Origin of the sequence: Jatrophihabitans sp. GAS493, from assembly GCF_900230215.1 — a bacterium.
GTDB lineage: Bacteria > Actinomycetota > Actinomycetes > Mycobacteriales > Jatrophihabitantaceae > MT45.
On the sequence record NZ_LT907982.1, the window covers coordinates 1,412,975 to 1,438,701 of the forward strand.

18 protein-coding genes are annotated in these 25,727 nt (G+C 66.3%); 10 read left to right on the top strand and 8 right to left on the bottom strand.

Annotated elements, in window-relative coordinates:
• Positions 1 to 84 precede the first annotated feature (84 nt).
• Positions 85 to 1,335 (top strand): DUF4878 domain-containing protein, encoded by a 1,251-nt coding sequence (locus CPH63_RS06480; RefSeq protein WP_096302092.1) that lies wholly within the window; start codon positions 85 to 87, stop codon positions 1,333 to 1,335.
• A 39-nt stretch (positions 1,336 to 1,374) separates the two neighbouring features.
• Here the strand turns inward: CPH63_RS06480 and leuA are convergent, their stop codons facing one another.
• The 3 genes from leuA to CPH63_RS06495 all read right to left on the bottom strand — a co-directional run bounded on the left by leuA (position 1,375) and on the right by CPH63_RS06495 (position 5,780).
• Entirely contained in the window at positions 1,375 to 3,117 is a 1,743-nt protein-coding gene (leuA, locus tag CPH63_RS06485; protein WP_096302093.1) for a 2-isopropylmalate synthase, read from the bottom strand.
• A gap of 267 nt (positions 3,118 to 3,384) precedes the next feature.
• Positions 3,385 to 5,364 carry a glycosyltransferase gene (locus tag CPH63_RS06490; protein WP_096302094.1) on the bottom strand — a complete coding sequence of 660 codons (1,980 nt, stop codon included), beginning with the start codon at positions 5,362 to 5,364 and terminating at the stop codon, positions 3,385 to 3,387.
• Positions 5,361 to 5,780: an FdtA/QdtA family cupin domain-containing protein gene (locus CPH63_RS06495; protein ID WP_096304985.1), complete on the bottom strand. Its 420-nt coding sequence runs from the start codon at positions 5,778 to 5,780 to the stop codon at positions 5,361 to 5,363. Before CPH63_RS06495 ends, CPH63_RS06490 begins: the two co-directional genes overlap by 4 nt.
• A 220-nt stretch (positions 5,781 to 6,000) precedes the next feature.
• Here CPH63_RS06495 and CPH63_RS06500 point away from each other — a divergent pair, with 220 nt between their 5' ends.
• The 9 genes from CPH63_RS06500 to CPH63_RS06540 all read left to right on the top strand — a co-directional run bounded on the left by CPH63_RS06500 (position 6,001) and on the right by CPH63_RS06540 (position 18,228).
• On the top strand, positions 6,001 to 7,029 hold the full coding sequence (locus CPH63_RS06500) for a GNAT family N-acetyltransferase (RefSeq protein WP_157749335.1): 1,029 nt from the start codon (positions 6,001 to 6,003) through the stop codon (positions 7,027 to 7,029).
• Positions 7,026 to 7,781, top strand: coding sequence for a class I SAM-dependent methyltransferase (locus CPH63_RS06505; RefSeq protein ID WP_096302097.1), 756 nt, complete (start codon positions 7,026 to 7,028; stop codon positions 7,779 to 7,781). The genes CPH63_RS06500 and CPH63_RS06505 overlap by 4 nt, the downstream gene beginning before the upstream one ends.
• Positions 7,774 to 9,159 carry an FAD/NAD(P)-binding protein gene (locus tag CPH63_RS06510; protein ID WP_096302098.1) on the top strand — a complete coding sequence of 462 codons (1,386 nt, stop codon included), beginning with the start codon at positions 7,774 to 7,776 and terminating at the stop codon, positions 9,157 to 9,159. Before CPH63_RS06505 ends, CPH63_RS06510 begins: the two co-directional genes overlap by 8 nt.
• On the top strand, positions 9,156 to 9,923 hold the full coding sequence (locus tag CPH63_RS06515) for a bifunctional 2-polyprenyl-6-hydroxyphenol methylase/3-demethylubiquinol 3-O-methyltransferase UbiG (RefSeq protein WP_096302099.1): 768 nt from the start codon (positions 9,156 to 9,158) through the stop codon (positions 9,921 to 9,923). Before CPH63_RS06510 ends, CPH63_RS06515 begins: the two co-directional genes overlap by 4 nt.
• A gap of 56 nt (positions 9,924 to 9,979) precedes the next feature.
• Entirely contained in the window at positions 9,980 to 10,558 is a 579-nt protein-coding gene (locus CPH63_RS06520) for a GNAT family N-acetyltransferase (RefSeq protein WP_096302100.1), read from the top strand.
• A gap of 138 nt (positions 10,559 to 10,696) precedes the next feature.
• Entirely contained in the window at positions 10,697 to 14,752 is a 4,056-nt protein-coding gene (locus CPH63_RS06525) for a Pls/PosA family non-ribosomal peptide synthetase (RefSeq protein WP_096304986.1), read from the top strand.
• Complete coding sequence (locus tag CPH63_RS06530) at positions 14,749 to 16,059, top strand: M1 family metallopeptidase (protein WP_096302101.1); 1,311 nt, start codon at positions 14,749 to 14,751, stop codon at positions 16,057 to 16,059. The genes CPH63_RS06525 and CPH63_RS06530 overlap by 4 nt, the downstream gene beginning before the upstream one ends.
• A 212-nt stretch (positions 16,060 to 16,271) precedes the next feature.
• Entirely contained in the window at positions 16,272 to 17,258 is a 987-nt protein-coding gene (locus CPH63_RS06535; RefSeq protein WP_096304987.1) for a GDP-mannose 4,6-dehydratase, read from the top strand.
• On the top strand, positions 17,233 to 18,228 hold the full coding sequence (locus CPH63_RS06540) for a GDP-mannose 4,6-dehydratase (protein WP_241895827.1): 996 nt from the start codon (positions 17,233 to 17,235) through the stop codon (positions 18,226 to 18,228). Before CPH63_RS06535 ends, CPH63_RS06540 begins: the two co-directional genes overlap by 26 nt.
• Before the next feature lie 213 nt (positions 18,229 to 18,441).
• Here the strand turns inward: CPH63_RS06540 and CPH63_RS06545 are convergent, their stop codons facing one another.
• The 5 genes from CPH63_RS06545 to CPH63_RS06565 all read right to left on the bottom strand — a co-directional run bounded on the left by CPH63_RS06545 (position 18,442) and on the right by CPH63_RS06565 (position 25,625).
• Positions 18,442 to 19,134, bottom strand: coding sequence for a class I SAM-dependent methyltransferase (locus CPH63_RS06545; protein ID WP_157749336.1), 693 nt, complete (start codon positions 19,132 to 19,134; stop codon positions 18,442 to 18,444).
• Between the two features lie 218 nt (positions 19,135 to 19,352).
• Entirely contained in the window at positions 19,353 to 21,104 is a 1,752-nt protein-coding gene (locus CPH63_RS06550) for a glycosyltransferase (protein WP_157749337.1), read from the bottom strand.
• A 61-nt stretch (positions 21,105 to 21,165) separates the two neighbouring features.
• Positions 21,166 to 22,515, bottom strand: coding sequence for a bifunctional 2-polyprenyl-6-hydroxyphenol methylase/3-demethylubiquinol 3-O-methyltransferase UbiG (locus tag CPH63_RS06555; RefSeq protein ID WP_157749338.1), 1,350 nt, complete (start codon positions 22,513 to 22,515; stop codon positions 21,166 to 21,168).
• The gene (locus CPH63_RS06560) at positions 22,488 to 24,500 is read right to left on the bottom strand and encodes a glycosyltransferase family 4 protein (protein WP_172892171.1); all 2,013 of its coding nucleotides are present in this window, start codon (positions 24,498 to 24,500) and stop codon (positions 22,488 to 22,490) included. Before CPH63_RS06560 ends, CPH63_RS06555 begins: the two co-directional genes overlap by 28 nt.
• Before the next feature lie 54 nt (positions 24,501 to 24,554).
• On the bottom strand, positions 24,555 to 25,625 hold the full coding sequence (locus CPH63_RS06565; protein ID WP_096302107.1) for an NAD-dependent epimerase/dehydratase family protein: 1,071 nt from the start codon (positions 25,623 to 25,625) through the stop codon (positions 24,555 to 24,557).
• Between the last annotated feature and the right edge of the window lie 102 nt (positions 25,626 to 25,727).

The following is a 25,727-nucleotide window of genomic DNA, read 5'->3' on the forward strand; positions in this document are numbered from 1 at the left end:
GCCCGCGACAACCGCGGGGGTGCCCGGGTCGGAGTTTGGTGAACCCGCCTTGGGGGCCGCTGCGTCGCAAGCGGGAGGATTCTTATGACCGGTCCGACGGATCCAGTCGGCTCTGGAACGCCGGGGGAGCCCACCCCAGCCGAGTGGTCGGGGTACGACCCGAATCAGCCCTACGCCGCGCCGCCGCCGGGGTACGACCCGAATCAGCCCTACGCCGCGCCGCCGCCGGGGTACGACCCGAACCAGCCACCCCCAGCACCGCCGGCCTATCCGGGCTACGCCGCACCGTACGGCGGTTACGGACAACCCGGCCAGCCCGGACCGCTCGGACAACCAGGCCAGGATCCCAATCAGTACGGCTTCGCGCCGGCAGTCGCGACCAAGAAGTCGCGCAAGCCGCTCTGGATTACGTTGATCGTCGTTGCCCTGCTGATCGTCGGTGGCGGCGTCACGCTCGCCGTCCTGGTCAGCAAGAACTCCGGGTCGGCCGAGAGCGCCGTCAAGGACTATCTGACCGCGCTCTCCACCAACGACGCCAAGGGCGCGCTCAATGCGTCGGCGCTGCAGCCTTCGTCGACCACCTTCGTCACCAACGAGGTGCTGACCAAGCAGCAGTCGATCGCCAAGATCTCGAACATCAAAGTGACCAAGGTTTCGGGCTCGTCGACGCAGGCAATGGTGCATGCCACCTACACCTTCGGCACCCAGAACGCTGAGGAGACGTACGCGGTCTCGAAAGTCGGCGGTGAGTGGCGGATCGCCACCGCGACGCTGCCGATCGATGTCTCGACCGTCGATGACATCCCGGGGCTCACCCTCTTCGGAACCGAAGTGAAGGGGCTCGGGAAGGTCTTCGTCTTCCCCGGTCCACTGCAGTGGGGCACCAGCAACCCGGACTACACCGTGACCGACAAGGACGCGGAGAAGTTCGCCGTCAGCCCGGAGTCGACGACGTGGAACTCGTTCACGCTCGACTACGACCTCAGCGATAGCGGTCAGCAGAAGATCGTGACCGCCGTCGACGCGTACCTGCAGCAATGCGCGGCGGTGAAGACACTGGAGCCGCAGAACTGCCCGCAGCGGGTCTACGACTTCGAAGCTGTGGAGGGTACGGCCACCTGGAAGATCACCAGCGATGTCACGTCGTCGCTGAAGTATTCAGTCAACGACGACGATCCGACCAAAGTCGACGTCACCGCAGATGTGAAGTGGGGCGTGACCTACCAGTCCAAAGACTTCGAGGGGAAGGTCACGACCCACAGCGACACCGACAACAGCACTATCTACGGGTCGGTAGACATCTCAGCCAGCCCGCCCACTTTCACTCCTGATTAGCCACCACCGACCAGCTGCGGGCCAGTTCCGCGTGTGGTGTCAGGCGTTCGCCGCGTCCATCCGGGCGGCCCGGTTGACCGCACTGACGACCGCCCGCAGGGATGCCCCGACGATCGACTCGCTGACGCCGACCCCCCACAGCACCCGCTCGCCGATCTCGATCTCCAGGTAGGCGGCCGCCTCGGCGTCCCGGCCCGCGGTGAGGGCGTGCTCGGCGTAGTCCAGGACGCGCACGTTCACGCCGCCCAGCCCCATGTCGATCCCCGACAGCGCGTCGCAGAACGCGGCGATCGGGCCATTGCCGACGCCGTTGAGCTCGTAGCTGTGGCCGAAGGCGCGCACCGTTGTCGCGATGTTCTCGATCTCGTCGGCGCTGCGGGAGCTGAAGCTCTGCAGCTCGAACGGGCCGTCCTTGGAGAGGTACTCGTCGCTGAAGATCTGCCACATCTGGGCGGAGTCCACCTCGCCGCCCTCACCGTCGGTGTGGCGCTGGATCACCTGGCTGAACTCGATCTGCAGACGCCGGGGCAGATCGAGATGATGATCGGTCTTCATGATGTAGGCCACGCCGCCCTTGCCGGACTGCGAGTTGACCCGGATCACCGCTTCGTAGGAACGCCCCACGTCCTTCGGATCGATCGGCAGGTACGGGATCTGCCACGGCATGTCGGCGACCGGCTTCCCAGCCTCGGCGGCGGCCCGGTCGAGGGCGTCGAAGCCCTTCTTGATCGCGTCCTGGTGCGAGCCCGAGAACGAGGTGTAGACCAGGTCGCCGACGTACGGGTGACGCTCGTGGACGCCGATCCGGTTGCAGTACTCGACGGTGCGGCGGATCTCATCGATGTCGCTGAAGTCGATCTGCGGGTCGATGCCCTGGCTGAAGAGGTTCAGCCCGAGGATCATCAGGTCGACGTTGCCCGAGCGTTCGCCGTTGCCCAGCAGGCACCCCTCGACGCGGTCGGCCCCGGCCAGCATGGCCAGTTCGGCGTCGGCGGTGGCGGTGCCGCGGTCGTTGTGGGTGTGCACGCTCAGTGCGATGTGCTCGCGGCGGGAGAGGTTGCGGCTCATCCACTCGATCTGGTCGGCGTAGACGTTCGGGGTGCTCCGCTCGACGGTGCAGGGCAGGTTCAGCACGATCTCGCGCTCGGCGTCGGGCTGCCATACGTCCATCACCGCCTCGCAGATGTCCAGCGCGAACTCGGCCTCGGTGTCCATGAAGATCTCCGGCGAATACTCATAGCCGAAGGTTGTGCCGCTCAGATAGTTCTCGGCGTACTTCATCACCGAACGGGTGCCCGAGGTCGCCACGTCGCGGCACTGCTCACGTCCGTCACCCGGCCAGCCGAAGACGACGCTGCGGAAGACCGGTGCCGCCGCGTTGTACATGTGCACCGTCGCTCGCTGGGCGCCGACCAGAGACTGGACGGTGCGCTCGATGAGTTCGTCACGGGCCTGAGTGAGGACGGAGATGGTGACGTCGTCGGGGATTCGGTCGGACTCGATCAGTTCCCGGACGAAGTCGAAGTCGGTCTGGCTCGCGGCCGGGAAGCCGACCTCGATCTCCTTGTAACCGATGCGGACCAGCAGGTCGAACATGGCCCGCTTGCGGGAGGCGCTCATCGGGTCGATCAGCGCCTGGTTTCCGTCGCGCAGGTCGGTCGAGAGCCAGCGCGGTGCTGCGGTGATGGTGCGGTCGGGCCACTGCCGGTCGGGCAGAGCGACCGGGGGAAAGGGCTGATAGCGGTGGCACGGCATGCCGGACGGTTGCTGCAGGTTCTTCATCTGAGATATCTCCTGATGGGGCACAGCTTCAGTGTGCCAAGTCGTGGGGTCTGCCGACCAGCCTCGGCGGCGTGAAAGCCGGCCCGACCTGGTGGCGGAGGGGTACGAACTCGCTCAGGCGAGTTGTGAAACGCAGGACGACGTCGGCAGCACTGCGGCCCGCGACGAGGGGCCGACTGAGTGTGTTTCTCAGGCCTCGCCGCGGCTGGCAAGAAGTAGCAGCGCGCGCATAGTGAATCGACTATAACCGATCCTGGCGGTTCGAGCTCACGCAACCGCCACCGAATCGGCGAGCAGCGTCGGCGCTGGATCGCCGACGGGCTGCCGCCGCAGCAGCTGGTTGCTGAGGGCAGCGAAGAAGTCGAGCCCGTTGGCGGTGAACTGCAGGCGCAGCGCCAGCGCGTCGACCAGCTCGTCAGCCTCGATCGAGACGTTGCCACAGGAGTCGCCGTCCAGGCCCAGTTCGCCCAGCAATTCAAGGACGATCGCCAGTAGGGCCTCATCCTCGGCGCCCTCCAGCACCGGCAGGCTCAACGCGATCCCCGGGTTGGTCGAGCAGAGACGCAGCGCGCGCAGCATCCAGGCCCGGTGCTGCGGCCACTGCGGCCCGACGCGCAGCGTCAGCGGTGATCGGCTACGGCGGGCCCCGATGGTGGCCGCGAAGAGCTCGGCATGCAGCCGGGTCCCAACCACCTGGGCCAGCGGCAGGTTGATCCGCTCGAAGGGCGTCGGCTCGTCACTGCCGCGCATGAAACGCAGCAGCTCCCGGTTGTACTGAGCCTGGGCCGGGGTCGGCTCGACCTGGCTGACCGCCGCCAAGTCCGCCGACGGCACCCGGCGAGCCTGGGCGTAGACGGCCTCGAGGCGCTGCGACCAGCCCGAGCCGGTGTGCGCGGCCAGTACAGTCCGTCGAGCCGCCTCGCCATGCTGACGGCGCAGCTTGGCCGACGCGGCCAGCGCGGCGATGCGTTCGAGATACTCACCGCGTGAACCGGCCCGGTGCAGCGGGTCGGTGAGACCGGGGGACTCGGCCGTCCATACGTCGCTGTACTTCTCCGGCTCCTGCAGGCTCAGCGTCGGTAGGCCGGCGACCGCCGCCTCGAGCAGCGCCGTGCCGGACGAGATCGGGTAGGCGTCGAGGTAGATGTCGCAGACCGGGTAGAGGGACGCCGCGTCACTGAGCAGCCCGAGGGCGAAGAAACGATTCGGGAACCGATCCATCAGGTCGCGCCACTCGCCCTGGGCCGGCGGTCCGACCAGTAGCAGGGTCAGCGCCGGAACCCGCTCCAGCAGCTCGGCGGCGATCTCGGCGAAGCCGGTCCCGAAGACCGGGCGCAGCTTCCCCGCCCCGGCGACGCAGACGGCGATCACACTGTCGGCGGGGATGCCGAGCCGGGCCCGGAGTTCGCCCCGGCTGCTCCCGGCCGAAGCCGGCTGGGCGTCGACCGAGAGCGGGAGCAGGCTCAGACGTTGCGCCGGTATCCCGCGAACCTCCGCGCAGAGACGGCCGCCGATGGGCCGGTTGTCGGTGACCACATCCGCCATCGACAGCCCGAGCCAGTAGGTGTGGTCGGCGTGGTTTTCGAAGATGATCGGCGGGCGGACACCGGGCAGGTTGGCCGCGGCGATCGCTACGGCGTCGAACGGGTGGGTATGCATGACGACGATGTCGGCCCGCTCCATCAGCCGTCGTAGCTCATAGGCCTGCTCCAGCAGGCTTCCGTAGGCCGCGGTGAGGTCGTGCACGCCGCCGCCGGAGCGGGCCACCGCGGAGAGCATCTCGGCCGGCACCGCTGAGGTCTGGTGGGTGAGGGCGACGTCGGCCCTCCGGGTGTCACGCTGGATCCAGCGCCAGGCGAGGCGCGAGTGCCCGCCGATGTCTCCGCAGTGGGTGAGGACGTGCAACACTCGCCCGTTGCTGCGCGACCGGTCGACCTGCGGGGCGGCCGTACCGGGAGCCCGGACCGAGTCGGTGATCATCGACTCCAGCCTCGGGTCGTTGAGGATGCCGATCGCGGCGTTCCAGGCGAAGTTCGCGGCGATCGTCGCCGCCAGCAGGACGTTCTCGGGGTCCGCGGCGAGCAGATGTCCGGCCGCGACGTCGACGAGGGCGTCATAGCAAGCCCGATTGGCGGCCAGCGAGCGGTCAGCCGCCGAAGCCGAGATTCCGCTTGACTTCTCTCCGGTTGTCTTCTCTCCGGTTGACTTCTCTCCGGTTGACTTCTCTGTGGTGGCGCCGTCGTTCATGAGTCCCAGCCGAGCCGGTTCCCGGCGTCGACGGCGAACTCTTCGTATTCGCGGTAGTAGTCGTCCTCGTCGTAGTGGGCTGAGGCCAGCACCATGCAGACGGAGCCCGAGGAGAAGTTGTCGATCTCGCGCCAGACCATCGGCGGCACGTAGAGCCCCTTGTAGGAGCGGTTCAGGCTGTGGATGCGGCGCTCGACGCCGTCGTCGAGGACGATGTCGAAGCTGCCCGACATGGCGATGATGAGCTGGTGCAGCCCCTTGTGCGCATGGCCGCCGCGACTGGCGCCGCCGGGGACGTCATAGAGGTAGTACACCCGCTCGATGGCGAACGGGATGTGCCTACCGGCCTCGACGAAGGTGAGGTTGCCGCGCGGGTCCCCGACAATCGGGAGATCGACGACCAAGGAGCGGGTCAACGGGTTGGCCGGGCGGGTGCGCAGCGTGGTGCTCGGGAATTGGGTCAGATCCGTCAGGGGGGTGGCTGACACGCGATTTCTCCTACTCAACTCGGCGCCCGTGAAGTACCGGCTGAACCCCTCATCGGCCCGCCGCCGGGGAATGTGAGCGAGATCAACGCATTTACCTACCGTGACTCAGGTATCTGCGCCGGGGGCCGATAGCTCTTATGTGACCCTCGTGACGGAGCTCGACACCCTGCGCTTTGCCGCGCCCGGAAGTCAGAATGCCCGGTGGCGACGCCTCTTCAACTGGGCGTCCTTCCATGAGCTCAACCTGGGCGCCGCTCCCGGCGCCGGTCAGTCCACGCCGCAGACTGGCCTCAGCGAGCAGGACGTCCTCTTCACCGAGGTGCATGACGACGCCGGCCGCATGCTCGGCGGCCTCAGCGGGGTCCGCGACGGGGACACCTTCATCTCCGGCTACAGCGCGCCGTTCGGCGGAGTCGACCTGGTCGACGACCGCGAGACCAACGACAACATCGCTGACGTGGTGCTCGGGTCGGTGCGCAACATCGAGGCGGCCGGTGTTCGCTCGCTGCGGCTGAAGCTGCCCCCAGCCTGCTACTCCGACAACGAACCGGTCGTCCAGTTCACCCTCCTCAACGCCGGCTTCACCGTCGAACGCTGCGAGCTGAACCAGCACATCCCGGTGAGCAACTGGCGCACTCCGCTGGAGTACGTGCACGCCCTACGCCCGGCGGCCCAGAAGACGCTGCGCTACCTGCTCACCGAGGAGTTGACCTTCAGCGAGGTCAGCGACGACGCCCTCTGGGCGCAGGCGTACACGCTGCTGGCCGAGAACCGGCTGCGCAAGGGGCGTCGCTTCGCCCTCTCGGCCGACTACCTCACCCGCGCCCGCACTCAGCTCAACCCACACGTGCGGATGTTCGCGCTGCGCCACGGTGGCGGGCTGGTCGCGGCCGCACTGGTCTACCGGGTCGCACCCGGACGGGACCTTGTCGTCGCCTGGGGCGACGCCGAGCACGAGCTGAAGCGCTCCCCGATGATGCTGCTGGCCTACCGGCTGGTGGAGCGGGCGATCACCGACGGCGTCGGGGTCATCGACCTGGGCATCTCCAACGAACCCGAGCCACGACTGAACGAGGGGGGCTCCGGACTGGTTCCGAACTCCGGGCTCGTGCAGTTCAAGCGCAGCGTGCTTGCCAAGATCGAGCCGCGACTCACCCTGGTAAAGGACCTCCGATGACCGGAATCGACTACGCAGACACCTATGACCCGGATACCGACTTCGACCGGTACTACACGATCGCGACCTCGCGTCGCATCGCGGAGCGGATCACCGTCGGCGATCGGGTGCTCGAGCTCGGCTGTGCGACCGGCTTGATGTCCAGCAAAACGTTGGCTCTCAGCGCGCCCAGTTGCTGGGTCGGCGTCGATCGCTCGGAGGTCTTCCTGGATCGGGCCCGGCAGCGCGGTCTGCTCGGTGCGCGCTTCGAGGTAGGTGACCTCGACGATCTGCAGGTGGGGGTCAAGCGTTACGAGCATCTCCTCGCCACCAACGTGCTCCACGAGCTGGCCGACCCGGTCGAGTTCCTGCGCCGCTGCTCGCAGCTGCTGGTGCCGGGCGGAATGATCCACATAACGCTGCAGAATCCGCACTCCATTCATCGCCTCTGCGCGCTGGAGATGGGACTCATCTCATCCCTCGACGAGATCTCCGAGCGCGGCAGCCAGTGGGGCACCCGTGGGCTCTGGGGCGCCGACGAACTGCAGGCGCTGGCCGAGCGGGCCGGGCTCTCGGTCGCCGCGCGCGAGGGCATCATGCTCAAGCCGCTGCCGAACAGCCTGATGAGCCAGCTGCCCGAGGAGGTCATCGAGGGGTTCATCCGCGGTGCCGTCCACCTGCCCGACGTCGCGGCCATGACCTACCTGGTGCTGACGAACGACAGCCAGCTCGATTCGGCCCTCACCGACAGCCTGGTCTGCACCGATGACTGAACGGATCGTCGTCGGGTCGAGCATCGCCTCCCTGGTCGCCGCTGACCGCCTGGCCGCCGCCGGTGAGCCGGTGCGGCTGCTGGTCGACCGGCGCCCACCCGGAGGTGGCTTCGGCTCCATGCGCCTGGACGGGCGCGTCCTGGAGCTCGGCGTCCGGCTGCTTGAACTGAGCTACGAGCAGAGCACGTCGACGCCCCCGTTGAGCTCCTACGTGCCGGGTCCGGCCGGTCACCGGCACTACGTGTCGACGATCAGCACGTACCTCAGCGACCTCGTCGGTGATCGGCTGGTGCAGGTGGCGCGTCCGCAGATGCTCTTCAACGGCCGCGTCGTCGACGACCTGTATTTCACGACCGATGCCGCCGCCCTGCGCGAGGCGCTCAGCGACACCGAGCGCGCGGCGATTCGCTGCGAGGCGATGGCCTGCTGGCGGGGCATGGGTGACCCGGCCGGTCTGCTGGCCGCCGACACCGTGCGCCGGCTGGACCAGATGACTCTCGGCGACGCGTCGTTCGTCAACCACGGTGAGACCTTCCACCGTCTGTTCATGGAGCCGATGGCGGAGAAGTTCGTCGCCGGTGGCTGCACTGATGTGATCGCGGCGCTGCGCCGCAAGATCTGGCTGCCGCTCTTCTGGCCGCAGACGCTGGCCCAGGCCGCCGGGGACGAGAAGATTCAGTTCGCCGTCGACCGGCCGTTTCACAGCGTCGCCGGTGGTGGTGCCGGCGAGGTGGTGGCCGAGCTGCTGGCCCGGCTGGCGACTCACGGGGTGCGTCCGGAGCAGGTCGGCGCCCTCACGGCGCTGGAGTCGCTGCCGAACGGGGCGACCCGGATCGGCTTCGCCGACGGGCTCACCCTGGACGCCGACTACCCGGTCATCGGCGCGCCGGCCGGGCAGCTCTTCGCCGCCGTCGGGGCCGAGTACACCCCTGACTCGGCACGCACCGTCATCAGCTGGCTCGAAGTCGCCGACGACGACCTGCTGCAGCTGCCGTCGCTGCTGAACATCGTGGATTCCGACGTGCCGGCGATCCGGATCTCCTCCGGCGGCGTCGGCTCGCCGGGGCACAGTGTGCTCACGGTGGAGCTGCGTCATGACACGCCGGAGGTGGAGATCGTCGCCGCCGCCCGCAAATCAGTGGAGCGCGCCGCGATCCTGCGCGCCGGGGCCGAGATGGTCGAACTGCGCAGCGGCGCAGTCAACTCCTTCCCGCTGCCGACGCACGCGAACTCGCTGCGTTTCGGTCAGGCCGCGACCGCGGTTGACCACGCCAACCTCAATGCCGAGATCGTCGGCGCCGGCCTGCAGTTCGGCGCCGACGCCCTCGGCGAACAGATCGTCCAGGGACTACGAGCAGCGGAGGCGCTGAGCCGATGACACTGACCACCGAGACCCAGCCGGTCTCCAACGAATTGACGCCGGAGAAGCTCGACGCCTTCGCCGACGAGTACTACCTCAACGCGGCGGTGGCCGACGTCGACATCGAGGAGATGGGGCAGGAGCGTTCGCTGGACCGCACCCTGGCCGCCCTGCACGGCGCCGAGCGGGTGCTGGAGATGGGCTTCGGCACCGGTCTTGTCACCGGCGAACTGCTGGCCCGCGGCGTGAACATCGAGGTCGTCGAGGGCTCCCCCCGGCTGGCCCAGGCCGCGCTGGAGAAGCACGCCGGCACCGGCCTGGTCGTGCACACCGCGATGTTCGAGGAGTTCACCCCGGCCGAACCCTACGACGCCGTACTCGCGCTGCACATCGCCGAACACGTCGACGACCCGGTCGCTCTCTTCAGCCAGATCCGCACCTGGCTGCGTCCCGGTGGGGCGCTGATCGTCATGGTCCCCAATGCCGAGTCGCTGCACCGCCGCCTCGCCGTCCGGATGGGCTTCATGGATCGCCTGGACGTGCTCAGCGACCGTGACCGTCTGGTCGGCCACCTGCGGGTCTTCGACTTCGACATGCTCGGGCGGGACCTGAACGCCGCCGGGTTCAGTGTCACCGAGCAGTTCGGCTACCAGCTGAAGACGGTTCCGAACTCGATGATGCTCGACTGGCCGCAGGAGCTCATCGCCGCGCTGATCGACATCAGCCCGGAGATCCCGCCGGCCATGCTGGCCAACATCGGCGTGCGGGCCATCGCGAACTGACAGGGCGTCGCGCTAATTGCGGTGCTCGTCGCCGCGTCGTGGTGTTCGATGGGGTTATGGGCCTCAGCACGCAAACGTCCTCGGCCATCGCGCCGGTCGAACTCGCCTCCGTCCCCTCCCCCGGGTGGGCCGCGGTGCGCCTGCGCCCGCTCACCGATGCCGACGTGCCGGCGATCGTAGTCGCCTGCCAGGACGGGCAGACGCAGCGCTTCACCACCATCCCGATCCCGTACACCGAGCAGGATGGGCAGGAATTCATTGCCCTTGCCGCCTCCGGGTACGCCAACGGTCGTAACCCGATCTTCGCGATCTCGACCGACGAGCACCCATACGCCGGCAGTATCGATCTGCGCCTCGACGGCGAGGGTGGCGCCGAGGTGGGGTTCGCCGTCGCGCCCTGGGCCCGCTGCAACGGGGTCGCCAGCTCCGCGCTGCGCACCATCTGCGACTGGGGCTTCGACGCATTGGCGCTGCAGCGCATCGAGTGGTTGGCCTTCGTCGGCAACTGGGGATCGCGGCGCACCGCCGAACGGGTCGGCTTCCAGTACGAGGGGATCGCGCGCTCGCGCTGTGTCGCCCGCGGCGTCCGCCATGACGCCTGGGTGGCCGCGCTCCTGCCGGGCGACCGCCACTGACCGGCCTGTCGAACGCCGTTCACCTGAACCTGAGACTATGAGGGCACCTGCCCCATTGGCCGAGTTGGTGAAGACAGGACCGTGACCGAAGAGCCCGCACCGCCCGCCCTGTCGGCGACTCCGGCCCCGACCGGCGATGTGCACGGCCATGTGCACGGCGATGTAAACGGCCATGTGCTTGGCGACGTCGCCGCTGCCCCGGCGGTGCGCACCCTCATCGACGTCTTCGCCGCCACCGTCGCCGCGTTCCCGGCGGCGCCGGCGCTGGACGACGGCACGAGCACCGTCAGCTACGGCGAGCTGCAGCGGGCCGTGACGAGCTTTGCCGAGAACCTGGTCGAGGCCGGGGTGCGGCGCGGTGACCGGGTCGGAGTCCGGCTCCCGTCGGGAACCCACGATCTGTACATCGCCATCCTGGCTATTCTCAGCGCCGGCGCGGCCTACGTCCCGGTGGATGCCGACGACCCGCCGGAGCGGGCGGAACTGGTCTTCTCCGAGGCGGCGGTGCGCTTGGTCGTCGACACCGAATTCTGGGCCAGATCCGGGACCGAGTCCGGGTCTGAGTCCGGGCCGTCCCGTCCGACCGCGGACCAGAGCCGACCCGCACCGGAGCAGCCGACCCCCGCGGATGACGCCTGGATCATCTTCACCTCGGGCTCGACGGGAACGCCGAAGGGCGTCGCGGTGAGCCACCGCAGCGCGGCCGCCTTCGTCGACGCCGAGGCGAGAATGTTCCTGCCGAATCAGCCGATCGTCCCCGGAGACCGGGTGCTTGCCGGTCTCTCCGTGGCCTTCGACGCCTCCTGCGAGGAGATGTGGCTGGCCTGGCGCTACGGGGCCTGCCTGGTGCCGGCGCCCCGCTCCCTGGTGCGCAGCGGTATCGACCTCGGCCCCTGGCTCATCCGGCAGCGGATCACCATCGTCTCGACCGTCCCGACACTGGCCGCGCTCTGGCCGCCGGACTGCCTGGACGGGGTGCGGCTGCTCATCTTCGGCGGCGAGGCCTGCCCGCCGGAGCTGGTCGACCGGCTGGTCGAGGAGGGGCGCGAAGTCTGGAACACCTACGGCCCGACCGAGGCGACGGTGGTGGCCTGCGGCGCCCTGCTACGGGAGGATGAGCCGGTCCGGATCGGGCTTCCGCTGGACGGCTGGGAGTTGGCCGTGGTGGACGGGCAGGGTCAGCCGGTCGAGGTGGGTGCGGTCGGCGAGCTGATCATCGGCGGGGTCGGGCTGGCCCGCTACCTGGACCCGCAGAAGGACGCCGAGAAGTTCGCGCCGTTCCCGACCTTGGGCTGGCCGCGGGCCTACCGCTCGGGCGACCTGGTCCGCTACGAGACGGATGGCCTTGTTTTTCAGGGACGAGCCGACGAACAGGTGAAGCTCGGCGGGCGGCGCATCGAGCTCGGCGAGGTGGACGCGGCGCTGCAGGCACTGCCCGACGTGGTGGCCGCCGCCGCCGCGGTGAAGAGCACGCCGGCCGGCAACCAGATCCTGGTCGGCTACGTCGTCATCAGCCCGGAGCAGGAGTTCGTGCCGTCTGAGGCGCTCGCCCGGCTGCGCGAACAGCTGCCGGCCGCGCTGGTGCCGGTGCTGGCCGTGGTGGATGACCTCCCCACCCGGACCTCCGGCAAGGTCGACCGCAACGCGCTGCCGTGGCCGCTCACCGGCGGCGCTCCGGCCGAGGCGAACCACAATCTCACCGGCACCGCCGCGTGGCTGGCCGAACGCTGGTCGGGGGTGCTCGGCAGTCAGGTGCTGGGTGCCGACGATGACTTCTTCGCCCACGGCGGGGGGAGCCTGTCGGCGGCGCGTCTCATCTCGATGCTGCGGGAGCGCTTCACCAGCGTGACGGTGGCCGACATCTACCAGAACCCGCGACTGGGAGACCTGGCCGACCTGCTGGACGTGTCGGCACCGGCGAAGGAAGCCGTGGTGCGGTCCATGCGCCCGGTACCGCGAGCGACCCAGCTCGTCCAGGTGCTGCTCACCCTGGCGCTGCAGACCGTCACCGGACTGCGCTGGCTCACCGTGCTCGGGTTGCTCAACAACCTGTTGAACCGCTACGGCCGCCCGTCCGGCTACGAGTGGGCACCGACCGTCTCCTGGTGGTGGTTGCTGGGCGCGCTCATCGTTCTGGTCAGCCCGCCGGGGCGGATGGGACTGGCCGTCCTCGGAGCCCGGGCCCTGCTGTGGGGCGTGCAACCGGGGGAGCATCCGCGGGGTGGCTCGGTGCACATCCGGGTCTGGACGGCCGAACGGCTGGCCGATGCGGTCGGTGCGGCCAACCTGGCCGGCGCGCCGTGGATCGCCTACTACGCAAGGGCATTGGGGGCCAAGGTCGGGCGCGACGTGCACCTGCATTCGCTGCCACCGATCACCGGGATGCTGACCCTGGGCCGCGGCGCAGCGATCGAACCCGAGGTCGACCTCTCCGGGTACTGGATCGACGGGGACGTGCTGCGTCTGGGACGGGTGCACGTCGGGGTCAACGCCACCGTCGGCTCCCGCAGCACCCTGGCCCCCGGGGCCCGGGTCGGCCGGGACGCCCAGGTCGAGGCCGGCTCCTGGGTGACCGGGCAGGTCGGCGATGGCGAGAAGTGGGCCGGAGCGCCGGCCGCGTACGAAGGGCTGGCCAAGGACGACTGGCCGCATCAGGTGCCACGGCGACGGCGCTGGGTGATCGCCTACGCCCTGGCGTCGGCGGTCTTCGCGCTGCTGCCGGTGCTGGCGCTGCTGCCCGGCCTCGCCCTGGTCGCCCGCCTGGTGCACGAGGCCGACACGCTGGCGGCGGCGACGCGGGCGGTGGCGATCGCCGTGCCCGCGGTGGCATTGAGCTGGCTGGTCGGCTATGCGCTCCTGACCCTGCTCATCGTGCGGGCCCTCGGCATCGGCGTGCGGGCCGGCGAGTTCCCGGTCCGCAGCCGGATCGGTTGGCAGGTGTGGGCCACCGAGCGGCTGATGGACTCGGCCCGCTCGCTGCTCTTCCCGATCTACTCGAGCCTCTTCACCCCGATCTGGCTGCGGGCGCTCGGGGCGCAGATCGGTCGCGGGGTCGAGGCGTCCACGGTGCTGCTGCTGCCCAAGATGACCCAGGTGAACGACGGCGCCTTCCTGGCCGATGACACCATGATCGCCTCCTATGAGCTCGGTCGCGGCTGGCTGCGGATCGCGCCGGCCAAGGTCGGGAAGAGGGCGTTCCTCGGGAACTCCGCCATGGCCGCGCCCGGACGCTCGGTGCCGAAGAACGGCCTCATCGCCGTCCTCTCCGTCTCACCGGAGAAGGCGAAGAAGGGCTCCTCCTGGCTGGGGAGTCCGCCGGTGCAGCTGCGTCGCTCGGCCGACGAGGCGGACCGGGCCCGCACCTTCGCCCCGAGCCGGCGGGTCCGGCTGGCCCGCTCCCTGGTCGAGCTCTGCCGGGCCATCCCGCTCATCGTCACCTTCGCCGTCGGCGCCGGGGTGCTGCTCGCCCTGCAATGGCTGGCCGTGCAGCGTGGCTACTGGCTGGCCGCTCTCTGCGGCGGGCTCGTCCTGCTGGCCGCCGGTGCGGTGGCCGGTGCGATCACCACCGCGGCCAAGTGGCTGCTCGTCGGGCGGCTGCGGGTCGTCGAGCACCCGCTGTGGAGTTCCTTCGTCTGGCGCAACGAAGTCGTCGACACCTTCGTCGAGATGGTGGCCGCCCCATGGTTCGCCCGGGCGGCGACCGGCACCCCGGTCCTCAACCTCTGGCTGCGGACGCTGGGGGCCAGGATCGGTCGGGGCGTCTGGTGCGAGACGTACTGGCTACCGGAGGCCGATCTGGTGCAACTGGGCGACGCGGTGACGGTGAACCGGGGGTGCGTCCTGCAGACCCACCTGTTCCATGATCGGATTATGCGTATGGACACCGTCGAGTTGGCTGCGGGCGCAACGCTCGGGCCGCACGGTGTCATCCTGCCGGCCGCGGCGATCGGGCCCGGGGCCACCGTCGGACCGGCGTCGCTGGTGATGCGCGGCGAGCTGGTGCCGGCCGGGACGCGCTGGATCGGCAACCCGATCTCCCCCTGGAGCGAGCCGCTCAACGAGCCGGCGGACGGGGTATCCGATCAGGGCCAGCCGGCCGAGTTGAGCCACCGCCTCCAGCAGCCCGAGCAGTCGTCACAGGCTGCCCAGCCCGAGCAACCGATCCGGCCGGCCCGCAGCGAGTTGGGGCTTTGAGCAGCGCTCGGGGCGTCGCCGATCCCTACGTTCCGGATAGCGGCGACCTCAGCTTCGACGTCCACCGTTACGACCTTGAGCTGAGCTATCGCCTCTCCAGCAATCGATTGGCCGGCCGGGCGATCATCTCGGCCCGAGCCAACAGCGGTATCTCGATGTTCAGCCTGGACCTGGCGGGCATGCAGGTGAAGAAGGTGACCGTCGACGGCGCCCGGGTGAAGCGTTTCGTGCACGGCCGCCGCAAGCTCCAGGTGTGGTTGGCCCGAACGATCCCGGCCGGTGCGGGCTTCGTCGTCGAGGTGCACTACTCCGGTAACCCGAAGCCGTTACGCGGGGCCTGGGGAAGCATCGGTTGGGAGGAGCTCGATGACGGGGTCATCGTCGCCAGCCAGCCCAACGGCGCCGCATCCTGGTTCCCCTGCAATGACCGTCCGAGCAACAAGGCGAGCTACCGGATCACCTTCAGCACAGATTCGCCCTACCGGGTGGTCTCCAACGGAACCCTGCTCTCGCAACGGGCCGGCGCCGGGCAGACGACCTGGATCTTCGACCAGCCGGAACCGATGGCGACCTACCTGGCCAGCGTGCAGGTCGGGCAGTATGAGCTGCTCTCCATCGCCAGCGCGCCGGTGCCACAGCTGGCCGCCCTCCCACCGCGGGTCCGGCCTCGGTTCGACGTCGACTTCGGGCGCCAGCCGCTGATGATGGAGATCTTCACCCGTCTCTTCGGGCGCTACCCGTACGCGCGGTACACGGTGGTGATCACCGACGACGCGCTGGAGATCCCGCTCGAGGCGCAGGGGATGTCGGTATTCGGCTCCAACTTCGTCGACGGGCGGCGCAGCTACGAGCGGCTGGTGGCCCACGAGTTGGCCCACCAGTGGTTCGGCAACAGCCTGACGGTGGCCGGCTGGCGTGACATCTGGCTCAACGAGGGATTCGCCTGCTACGCGGAGTGGCTCTTCTCCGAGTTCTCCGGTGGCCCGACGGCCCAGCAGTTGGCGGCGAAATACTTCGAGCGGTTGCGTGGTCTGCCGCAGAACCTGATCATCGCCGATCCGGGACCGCAGCTGATGTTCGACGACCGCCTCTACAAGCGCGGTGCGCTCACTCTGCACGCGCTGCGGCGCCGTCTCGGAGATGCGGCCTTCTTTGAACTGCTCCTCTCCTGGACCGCCGAGAATGCCCATGGCTGTGTGCGGACGGCCGACTTCATTTCGCACGCACAGGCTTGGAGCAGTCTCTCGCTCGACGAGTTCTTCGACGGCTGGCTCTTCAAGGGCTCGCTGCCCAACGCAATTCGTTAGGGTCGGGTTGAGTTGAGCTTGCGACGCGGGTAGACCAACGCCGCCCCCAGGCTGCCACGGATTTTGGTTGGGCCGGGCTGACGGCTACGCTCGCCGTGGGGCTCCGGACGGAGCAGTTGAAGCGGATTGTCTGCGGTACACATCACGCGTCCACCGAGCGGCGCAGGGAGCTGCACCCGGATCGGTCCATGACACGACGAAGAGAGTTTTCCTTGGCACGCGCGCTCATCACTGGAATCACAGGCCAGGACGGAATGTATCTCGCAGAGTTGCTGCTCTCGAAGGGGTACGAGGTGTTCGGCCTGGTTCGCGGGCAGAACAACCCGAAGCGAACGATCATCGAGAGCGTGCTGCCTGACGTCAAGATCATCACCGGCGACCTCAACGACATGTCCAGCCTGATGCGCGCGTTGAAGGATTCGCAGCCGTCGGAGGTCTACAACCTCGGCGCGATTTCCTTCGTGCCGTATTCATGGGAGAACGCTCGGATCACCTCGGAGGTGACCGGCATGGGGGTTCTCAACATTCTCGAGGCCATTCGCCTGCACGCAGGTCCCGACGCGGCAGAGATTCGCTTCTACCAAGCATCTAGCTCGGAGATGTTCGGCAAGGTGCGTGAGGTTCCTCAGCGCGAGACGACTTTGCTGTGGCCGCGGTCCCCCTACGGTGTGGCGAAGGTTTTCGGCCACTACATGACGATCAACTATCGCGAGTCCTACGGCATGCATGCGTCTTCGGGCATGCTGTTCAATCATGAGTCCCCGCGCCGAGGGCCAGAATTCGTTACGCGCAAGATCAGCAAGGCAGTCGCGCGGATATCGTTGGGCCTGCAGGAGAACGTCGCACTCGGAAACCTCGAAGCCAAGCGAGACTGGGGCTTCGCCGGGGACTACGTCGATGCCATGTGGCGCATGTTGCAGCAGGACGTTGCCGATGACTACGTGATCGCGACGGGGGAGACCCACTCGATTCGTGAGTTTCTCGATGTCGCGTTCCGCCATGTCGGAATTGACGCCTGGGACACGTACGTGATCCAGGATCCGCGATTTTTCCGGCCTGCCGAGGTGGACCTGCTCGTCGGTGATCCAATAAAGGCGCATGAGCAGCTTGGGTGGAAACCGCAGGTCAGTTTTGATGAACTTGTCACGATGATGGTGGACGCAGACTTAGCACTTGAGCAGTCCACTCTGGACGACTGACGTGCCGCGTGCCCTGATCACCGGGATCACCGGCCAGGACGGTAGGTATCTCACCGAAAAGCTTCTCGAACTCGGATGGGATGTTCACGGTGTAGTACGCGAAGGTGACACGGAGATCAGACATCTCCCGGAGAGCGTCCCGAAAGAGAGTCTTCATTTCGGTGATCTCTCGAACTCGTATCGCGTCCAGGAGATCGTAGACGCGGTCCAACCTGACAACATCTTCAATCTAGGTGGCATTAGCTCAGTCGCGCTGTCATGGCAACAGCCCTTGATGACGGTTGAGGTTACTGGCCTTGGCGCCGCCGCGGTCCTTGAGGCGGCGTGGCAGCTTCAGGAGCGCTCCGGCCGTCAGGTGCGTGTCTTGCAAGCGTCGAGTGCCGAGATATTCGGAAGTCCGTGCGAGTCGCCACAGACCGAGCTGACGCCGATCAGACCTTCCACACCGTACGGTGCAGCGAAGTCGCTGGCCCACCACCTGGTGAGCGTATATCGCGGGCGGGGACTGTTTGCCAGTAGCGTGATCCTGTACAACCACGAATCGCCTCGGCGACCTGAAACCTTCGTCACCCGAAAGATCACCAGCTCGGTCGCTCGCATCGCGGCGGGAAAGCAGGATCACCTGACGCTGGGCAATCTAGAGGCTCGGCGTGACTGGGGGTGGGCACCAGATTATGTGGATGCGATCTACGGCACCATTAGCGCTGAGATTGCCGATGACTTTGTCGTTGCAACCGGTGTGGCCCACTCAGTTCGTGACTTCGTCGCCGCCGCGTTCTCCCACGCCGGCATAGCCGACTGGGAATCGCTTGTCAGTTCAGATAGTCAATTCACCCGCTCCGGCGACGCTCCTGAGCTCGTTGGAGATGCTACGAAGGCTCGTGAACGCCTCGGGTGGAGACCTGCAACGACGTTTGCCGAGATTGTCGGACGAATGGTCGATCACGATATCGAGCTGCTCAACGCTTAGCTCTTTTCAATCTTAGGACTCCGCTCTTCTCCAGTCGTCTTAACGGCTCGGGCGTTGCGATGGCCGGCGTTACGGCCGCGTTTGCCGGCCATCAACGCCCAGGCCTGCGTGACGACGGCAGGCCCATTCCGCATCCGCAGGCCCGGAGCAGTGTCGAGTCATGAAAATTCTTTGGTGGCTGGTTGGGCCAGGTTCGCTGCCAACCGCGATTGGTCAGCGTGTTCCGGCAGCGGCCGAGGGTCCGGCTTGCGTCGATGTCTTCGGTTTGCGGAGCACACAGACCGATTGTCCGAACTGGTAGGTCGGCGGTAGCCCACTGATGTCGAAGATGGGGGACGGCTTGCCTGAGCGTGGAAGGTCAGCCGAACCGTCGATGAAGCTCACATCATCGAATCCGACCTGAGTACCGAAGAGTGTGAGCACATCTTTGGTTGTGAACTTGAGGATGTCGCCGTGGCCCTGACGGTGGTAGCGGCTGTGGCTGAAGAATGAGGCCTGGTGCACCGGTAGGTTGAAGTCCATGAAGGAGAAGATCGCGATTCCCCCCGGGTGTAAGACGCGGTACGCCTCCTGGATGCATTCGAACACTTCCTCATCCATCAGATGCGTAATGAGGGAGAAACCGACCACCATGTCGACCGATTCGCCAGGCTCGGGGATTTGGCACTCGACAGATATCTCGAATCGGAACCGTCGGTCATCGCCAGCCGTCGCGACCGCCTGCTCGAGGATCTCCGGGATGATATCGAGCCCGAGGTAGTGGCCGATGGGTTCGTGCACGAGATATTGGGTCAATCGACCGATGCCGCACCCCACGTCCACGACCGAGAGACGATCTAGCTCCGAGAAGGTCTCGATCAGTTCAAGCTCCTTGTGCCCGACCTCGAGCGGGTCGCCGTCGCCCACATAAGTACGGCCGACCTCATCGGCTGGGAGCGAGTTGACTAGATGCTCGTACTTCGCCCGGTGACCGGCGACGTTGTCTGACAGAGCGGCTGGCATGGCACTCCTTTTCAGTAATTGAACTTGCTCCAGTTAGCCTAGCTGGACGCCGGTATTCGACGGCGGTACGGTGACTCGTCCGCGGCGCTCGTAGGCCGCACGCGAACAACCGGTGTTTGAGGTCACCTCGCCTGACCGGGCGACGCTTGTGCGCTGTACGCGTCTTGCGCATCGTTAGCGCGTTCGGCCAGGACGGACCTTGTTCGTTCGGGATCGAGCTCATGCAGGCCCACGTCAGGCGTCGCTGTCCATAGGCGCAGACCGATAGCCCGGCTAAGGCTCGTCGTGGCCGCGCGCTCGGCACTTCGCCACCAGAAGTCATGATCGACGTACTGCTCGAGGTATGGGTCCTCAGCGAACCCGCCGAGCGATTCCAGCCAGCGTCGCCGCACGAGGTAGCCGCGGGTCAGGTAGGCGCGGGATCGTAACCTTCGCAACTCTGGAATGAGGACATTGGCCATCGCGGACCGACCGTCCGCCGCCATCGCGAAAGCAATGTCAATGTCAGAGTCCGTGCTCATCACATCGACGAGCTGCGCCAAGCTGGCACCGATCAGCTCGTCGCCGCCATTGACGATGAAGATCAGATCAGCCGACGAATTGCTGACCAGCATGTTCCGCGCTCGACCTCGGCCGATCGGCAGATCACAACTCAGATGGGTCGCCCAGCGCGGGTCGGTCTCGCTGATCGCTCCGATGCCGTTCGAGGCGACGTGCAACGCATAGCTCGAGTCCAACGGACCGGAGAGACTCTCCGTGGTCAGCGAAAGAGGACCATCGCCCTGCTGACGGACACAGATAATGTCGACCTTCGTGCCGGGTCCCTGAGCGAGAGTCTCGATGCGAGTGAACGACCGCTCCGATTTCAACTGGATCAGAGATCGCCGGAGCTCTGTTGTCTCGATATCGGCCGCATGCGTGGCTCCACTGAGCGTGTAGTCGCCCGGCAACCAGACAGCCATCGGCGGCTGACTCAACGTCATATTGGGCGGCGGCGGAAGGGAACCGCTTGGATACGGCAGCGATCTTAGCGGCAGCGCAAGCTCGACCAGTCGCTCGGCAGAGAGCGTCATCGAAAGAGTTTCGCGCGCAAACGTGTAAGCATTTCGTGCGATCTGAGCAATTCGAACGGGGTCTCCCAGCGCAGCTCGGACCACAGCGCCCAACCGTTCTTCACGGGCGACGAGCAGGTGCTCACCTGGTACGAGACGGCCGATATCGGTACTGGGTTCGGTGACGACGACGCAACCGTTGCCCATCGCCTCCAAGGCTCGAACCCACTCGAACGCAGTCTTGCCGTCGCGATGAAGATTGATCAGAAGTTTTGTGCGAGCCAACAACTGCCATTTGGCTTCGCCGGTAAGAAAGTCGGGACGATTGGCAGTCATAGGCTCGTGCGGAGGAATGAGGAGTTCAGTTCGCAGACCCCTGAACTCGTCGGCGAAACCCGCCAGCAGGCCGAGTCGGCGAGCGTCCGACGTCCCGAGATACGCGACATCAATGTCTCGCGGCGCGTTACTCTGGTGCCACCGATCCCACCCGGATGAATAGCCAAGCGAATACAGAGTCGAGTCGCGGCCACGCCGACGCATCTCCTGCACGGAGTCCACGCTAATTTGCATGTCCGCACCCAAGGGCGCGGCAGCGCGCACTGACGATTCGAAGGTTTCCGTGCCGGGATGCTCGACCCCAAATCCAATGGTGCGGGCGTACAGCGCCGGATGCTCGGCTGCGGTCACGGCAAAGTATTCGTGCGGGACGACGACGAATACCGTGTCCGAATCTGCAACGTCGGTTATGGCGCCCCGGTGACTCGTGACCGCGACGCCGGTGGCGGACACTGCGGCCGCTACTCCGGCCAGCAACTCCTCCATGAATATGCTAGACCCGGGAGCCGAGACGAACGCGATGCGGACGGACGTACCGCGCACGGTGTCAGCTGATCCTGCCATGCCGACCCATCACGCGAACGCGCCGCAGTGGTTTCGTTATCCTCCAGCTGATCGTACGAACATGAGCGTCCAGTTCCGCCTCCAGATGGGCGTTTCGCTCGATCGCGGAGTTGAGCCTGTCGCGCAACTCGGCGAATGCGGGATCGGGCAGAGTCGATGCTGGCGTGCTCTCAGTGAGAAGCGGAGTGACTTTCGCGAGCGCCTGCTCGCACGATACGAGAGCAGCGGCGAAGTGGTCCCTGTCGTTCACACACTCCGACAACCGCTGTGCGACCTTCCCGAGCTCCTGCTTCTCCGATATGAGCGTCGCTGCGAGGTGGTTTCTCTCGTCCTCGACCGCTGACAATCCGGCCACCTGTTTGCTGAATTTCTCAGCTTGCGCTACCAGTGCCGCATTCTCGGACATCAGGTCACGCATGGACGTGTCTGCCGCACTCAGCTGCTCGAGCAGCCGGACTCGCTCCTCCAGGATGCGCCGATGGTCGGCGTGAATCGATTCGCGTTCTTCGGTGAGCGCCGCCGCGAGTGCGCCGAGGTTATCAAGTTGACCGGATGGCGCGACGGTCTGCTGGCTTCGAAGCTCAGGCAGCGTAGCGTTGCTCGCTACCGCGACGGAGTAAGGATCATGTCCCGGCGTTATCGCGCCAATGGAATAGGTTTCGCAGTTCAGCTGCTGGGGGTCGACTTGGTCTGCTGCATCGCCGGCTGTGTCGGGGAAAAGAAGCGATGACAGGTGCAGGTGCTGACGGAACAGTTCGACATGGGCGAACCGAGCGGCTACATCTGCTTCAAGTTCCTCCGGAACCATCTCGTGAAGATGGAACGGATTTCCAGCCGGATACACCCGCGGATTTGGCGACGATACGAAAAGTACGCCATCCGCTCGCAGCACGCGCGCCAATTCGTCTAAGGTTTTACCGGTGTCCGACGTGTGCTCGAGCGCTTCGAAACAAACGACGACATCGAATTGTCCGTCTTCGAAAGGCAGGTCCATCAGATCGCCAACCTCAAACGAGGCATCCGGTACGCGGGCTACTGCGTTGGTGATGGCTTCTTCGGAGATGTCGAGACCGGTCACCTTCAGCGCGCCGGCGTCGAGCAGAAGCTGCGACCCCCATCCGACCCCACATCCGGCGTCCAGCACGGCCTTGCCCCGCACGTAGGGCAGCGCGAATCTGTAGCGAAGCTGGTGTTCGGCCTCGATGAGATCGCCACCCATCGCCTCCGGGATGAATCGTTCACCGGTGGCTTCCAGCGCCATGGCTTTAGGGTCCTGCATAACTAAACGCTCCATATTTTCGGGGTTCAAACGAACTCGACCGGCTTGCGGCAACTGCGGATCATTCTCAGGTATTCGTCGGCGTAACCCTGGCCGTCAAAGGACTTCGCATCGTGCTCGCACTGCGCACGGATCGCAGCTAGTTTTTGAGGGGAGACGCCCAGCGCTCGACGAAGACCGGCCAATAGAGACGTCCCGCTGCGTGGTTGACACAGCCAGCCGTTCTCGCCGTCGCGTATGACCTCATTGAGACCGAAGACATCGACCGCGAGCGTGGGTAGCCCAAACGCCATGCTCTCGAGCACCGATCGTGGCAGCGACTCGACATCGGAGGCGCTAACCAGAATGTCAGCCGCCTGATACCAGGGGTAAGTTTCAGGCTGGATCGGAATGATCCTGATGAACTCGTCAAGCCCTAGGGCGGCGACAATCTGCCTCACGCAGGCCGCATATTCTGTTGGATGGTCGCCGACCAGGACGAGTCTTGCGTCGGGGAACACCTGTGCGATTTCGGCATAAGCCATCACCAGCGCCAGTTGGGACTTGCGCTCCTGAAAGACCCCCATGCAGAGAAGTACACGATGCTTGCGCTCGAATCCCAGCGAGGTGCGGATCTCGTCACGATCATTGGCGCCCCGGTAGTCGGCGATCCGCTGAAGGTCGATGCCGTAGCGCACACACCGCCCGTCGAGATCGGGCACCTGCTCGGCGTACATCTTCAAGGTGGCCTCGGCCTCGAAGATCGTCTTCGCCTGGGTGAGACTGCGATGCCAGTGCTCGGTGATCGCGGGGTGAATCCCATGCTCACCGAAGTTCAGGTAACTGAAGACTTCGAGCGTGAACGACTCATGGATGGCCCAGAAAACCGGAAGTCCGGCCAGCAGCGCCGCCTCCACCATCTGGAAAACGCCGAGAGTGTTGGCGATAACCACCTCGGTGTTCCAGGCACGCAGCAGGTAGACGAGTTCGGTGACTCGCCCAAGGTAGTGAGCCGGGCTCGGCCCCTGCTGGAAGGCCAGGTGGACGGTGATTCCGGCATCTTCGAGTTCCTGCCGCAGCGGTCCATCGTTCGGCGACACGACGAGCAGCTCGACGTCCGGAGCCTCCGCCATCCGCAGGAGCAACTCCTGAAGGTACAGCTCCCCGCCGCCCAGATTCAGCGAGTGGGTGAAGACGCACACCTTGATGGGAGTGCCCGTCTCGCGCGGTACGTCCGGCCGAGCGGGCAGAGACGACAGCAGCGGTGACGGCTGGAGCCGGCCTATCGCCGGAGGGGCTTCGATGATTCGAAGGGATGCCGGGGGAGAGATCCAGGTGCTTCCGGTGGCGGAGGTGGCCCTGACCTGTGCGGTCACCTCGGTCCCAGCCCAGTGTCGGGGAATCGCGACCAGTTCGGCGAAACCAGCGCCGATGGCGTACGGCTCGGTCTCGCCGATCGCTTCAGCCAGGTCGGCCCGACCCTCCCCGCGACGGACCAGGAGGGGGGGTTCGTCACCGAGGAAGAGTTCGATCCGGTCGGCTGGTCGACCGGCAATCAGTATCCATCCGGAGACGTGAATGACCCCGCCCGCGCTGAAGGTGCTGCCATCCATCGGGTAGTCGAGAGCACCCTCGGTCCGAAGCAGGGGGAGGGTTGGCTGGGGGCGGCCCTGCACCCTGCGCGTTCCCAATACCCTGCGTCCGTTTCGGTCGGAGGTCACGACTTCGATCGTGGCGCCGCGGTCGGCCGCGGTCAGCGTCAGGATCGTCGACCAACGCCCTCCGACCCGATCTTCATTGGTGAATTCAGCCGAGCCGGCGCCATCGGCGGGCGTCTCGAAGCTGGCGATGACGCTCGCATCACGGATGATCTGAACGCGGCTCGGGCCGGCTTCGTGGCTGGTCGCCGACCACCCGGCGAAGAGGACATCGCCCTCGGGATAGATGCCGTCGGTCACTGGGAAGTCCCAGTAACCGTCGAGGGAATCTTCTCGGAGCTTGGCTGATAGCCGGTTGCGACCCTTGCCCAGGAGACGACGGGCGCTGCCCTGTGCGGTCATGTAGCTACCTGGCTCCGGCGACGAACGCTCGCGTGGCGCCATCGGGTGGGCCTATCAATTGTTGACCACACCGGGAATCCTCGGAAGCCTGGGCAGCGGGAGGTCCTCGGCGGCGAGGCGGGAGACGTCGTGCCAGGTTCGCGCCAATCCGGCGCGAATATCGGTGGGTTGATAGCTGATCAAGCTCTGCAGCGAACGACTGTCGAGCACGCTGTGGCGAACGTCGTAGGAGCGGGCATCGTGAAATCTGAGCTTTATCCGGTGACCGGTGATTTCGCGCACGATCTGGACCAATTCCACGATGCTGTGGCCGGCACCCGAACCGACGTTCAAGATGCGGGGGGCATCGTCGCGCTCAAGTAGTTCGGCAACCGCGAAGGCGATGTCGTCGACGTAGATGTAGTCGCGGGTGTAGTCACCCGGTCCGTAGACCGGAAGCGTCTCGTGATTGATCGCGCAGCGCATAAGCCGGGCGACAATGCCCTGCCCTCCGGCCCATGATTGGCCGGGACCGTAGGCGTTGGCGATTCGCAGAATTCGAATCGGCAGACCGTACAGGTTGGCGTACATCGAGATGTACCGTTCGGCCGTCAGCTTGAGAATGCCGTACGAGCTGATCGGCTCCGGGGTGGTCGACTCATCGGTCGGTACCTGTTCGACGTTGCCGTACACCGCGCCGCCGGAGGACAAGTAGGTCAAGCGCACCTGGGGTCGCAAGCGCAGCAGTTCGAGCAGTCGCACCAGCGGCGGGATCACCACCGACACATCGCTGGCCGGGTCGAGGTCGGACTCCGTGGGAGATGAGGATCCGACGGCGTAGATCAGATGGTCCACATCGGCCAACGAGCCGGCGATGGTGCTCATCTGGGTCACGTCACCGAGCACCACCGAGGCGCCGGCCAGTAGCGGAGCCACTTCTGGTGATGGTGCTGTCCGGGTTACCACGTCGACGTCGTACCCGCGATCGACAAGTGCGCGAATAACCCGCGCGCCGATGAAACCGGCGCCGAGTACCAGTACTCGCCCGGTTGCCTGATGCGTGTCGTTGACCGGAGAGAGGCGCCGGGGGCGGCTGGATGTTCGTGGCGTCCTTGGCGTTCTGGGCGTTCTGGGCGTTTTGGCCACCTATCACCTCCGTCAAGAGAGGGGGCGATATGCCTTCCGAATAGTGTGCAATCCGTGCCCTCCAGGGACATTAGTGTAACCACGCGCACCTGCCGCTTCGGG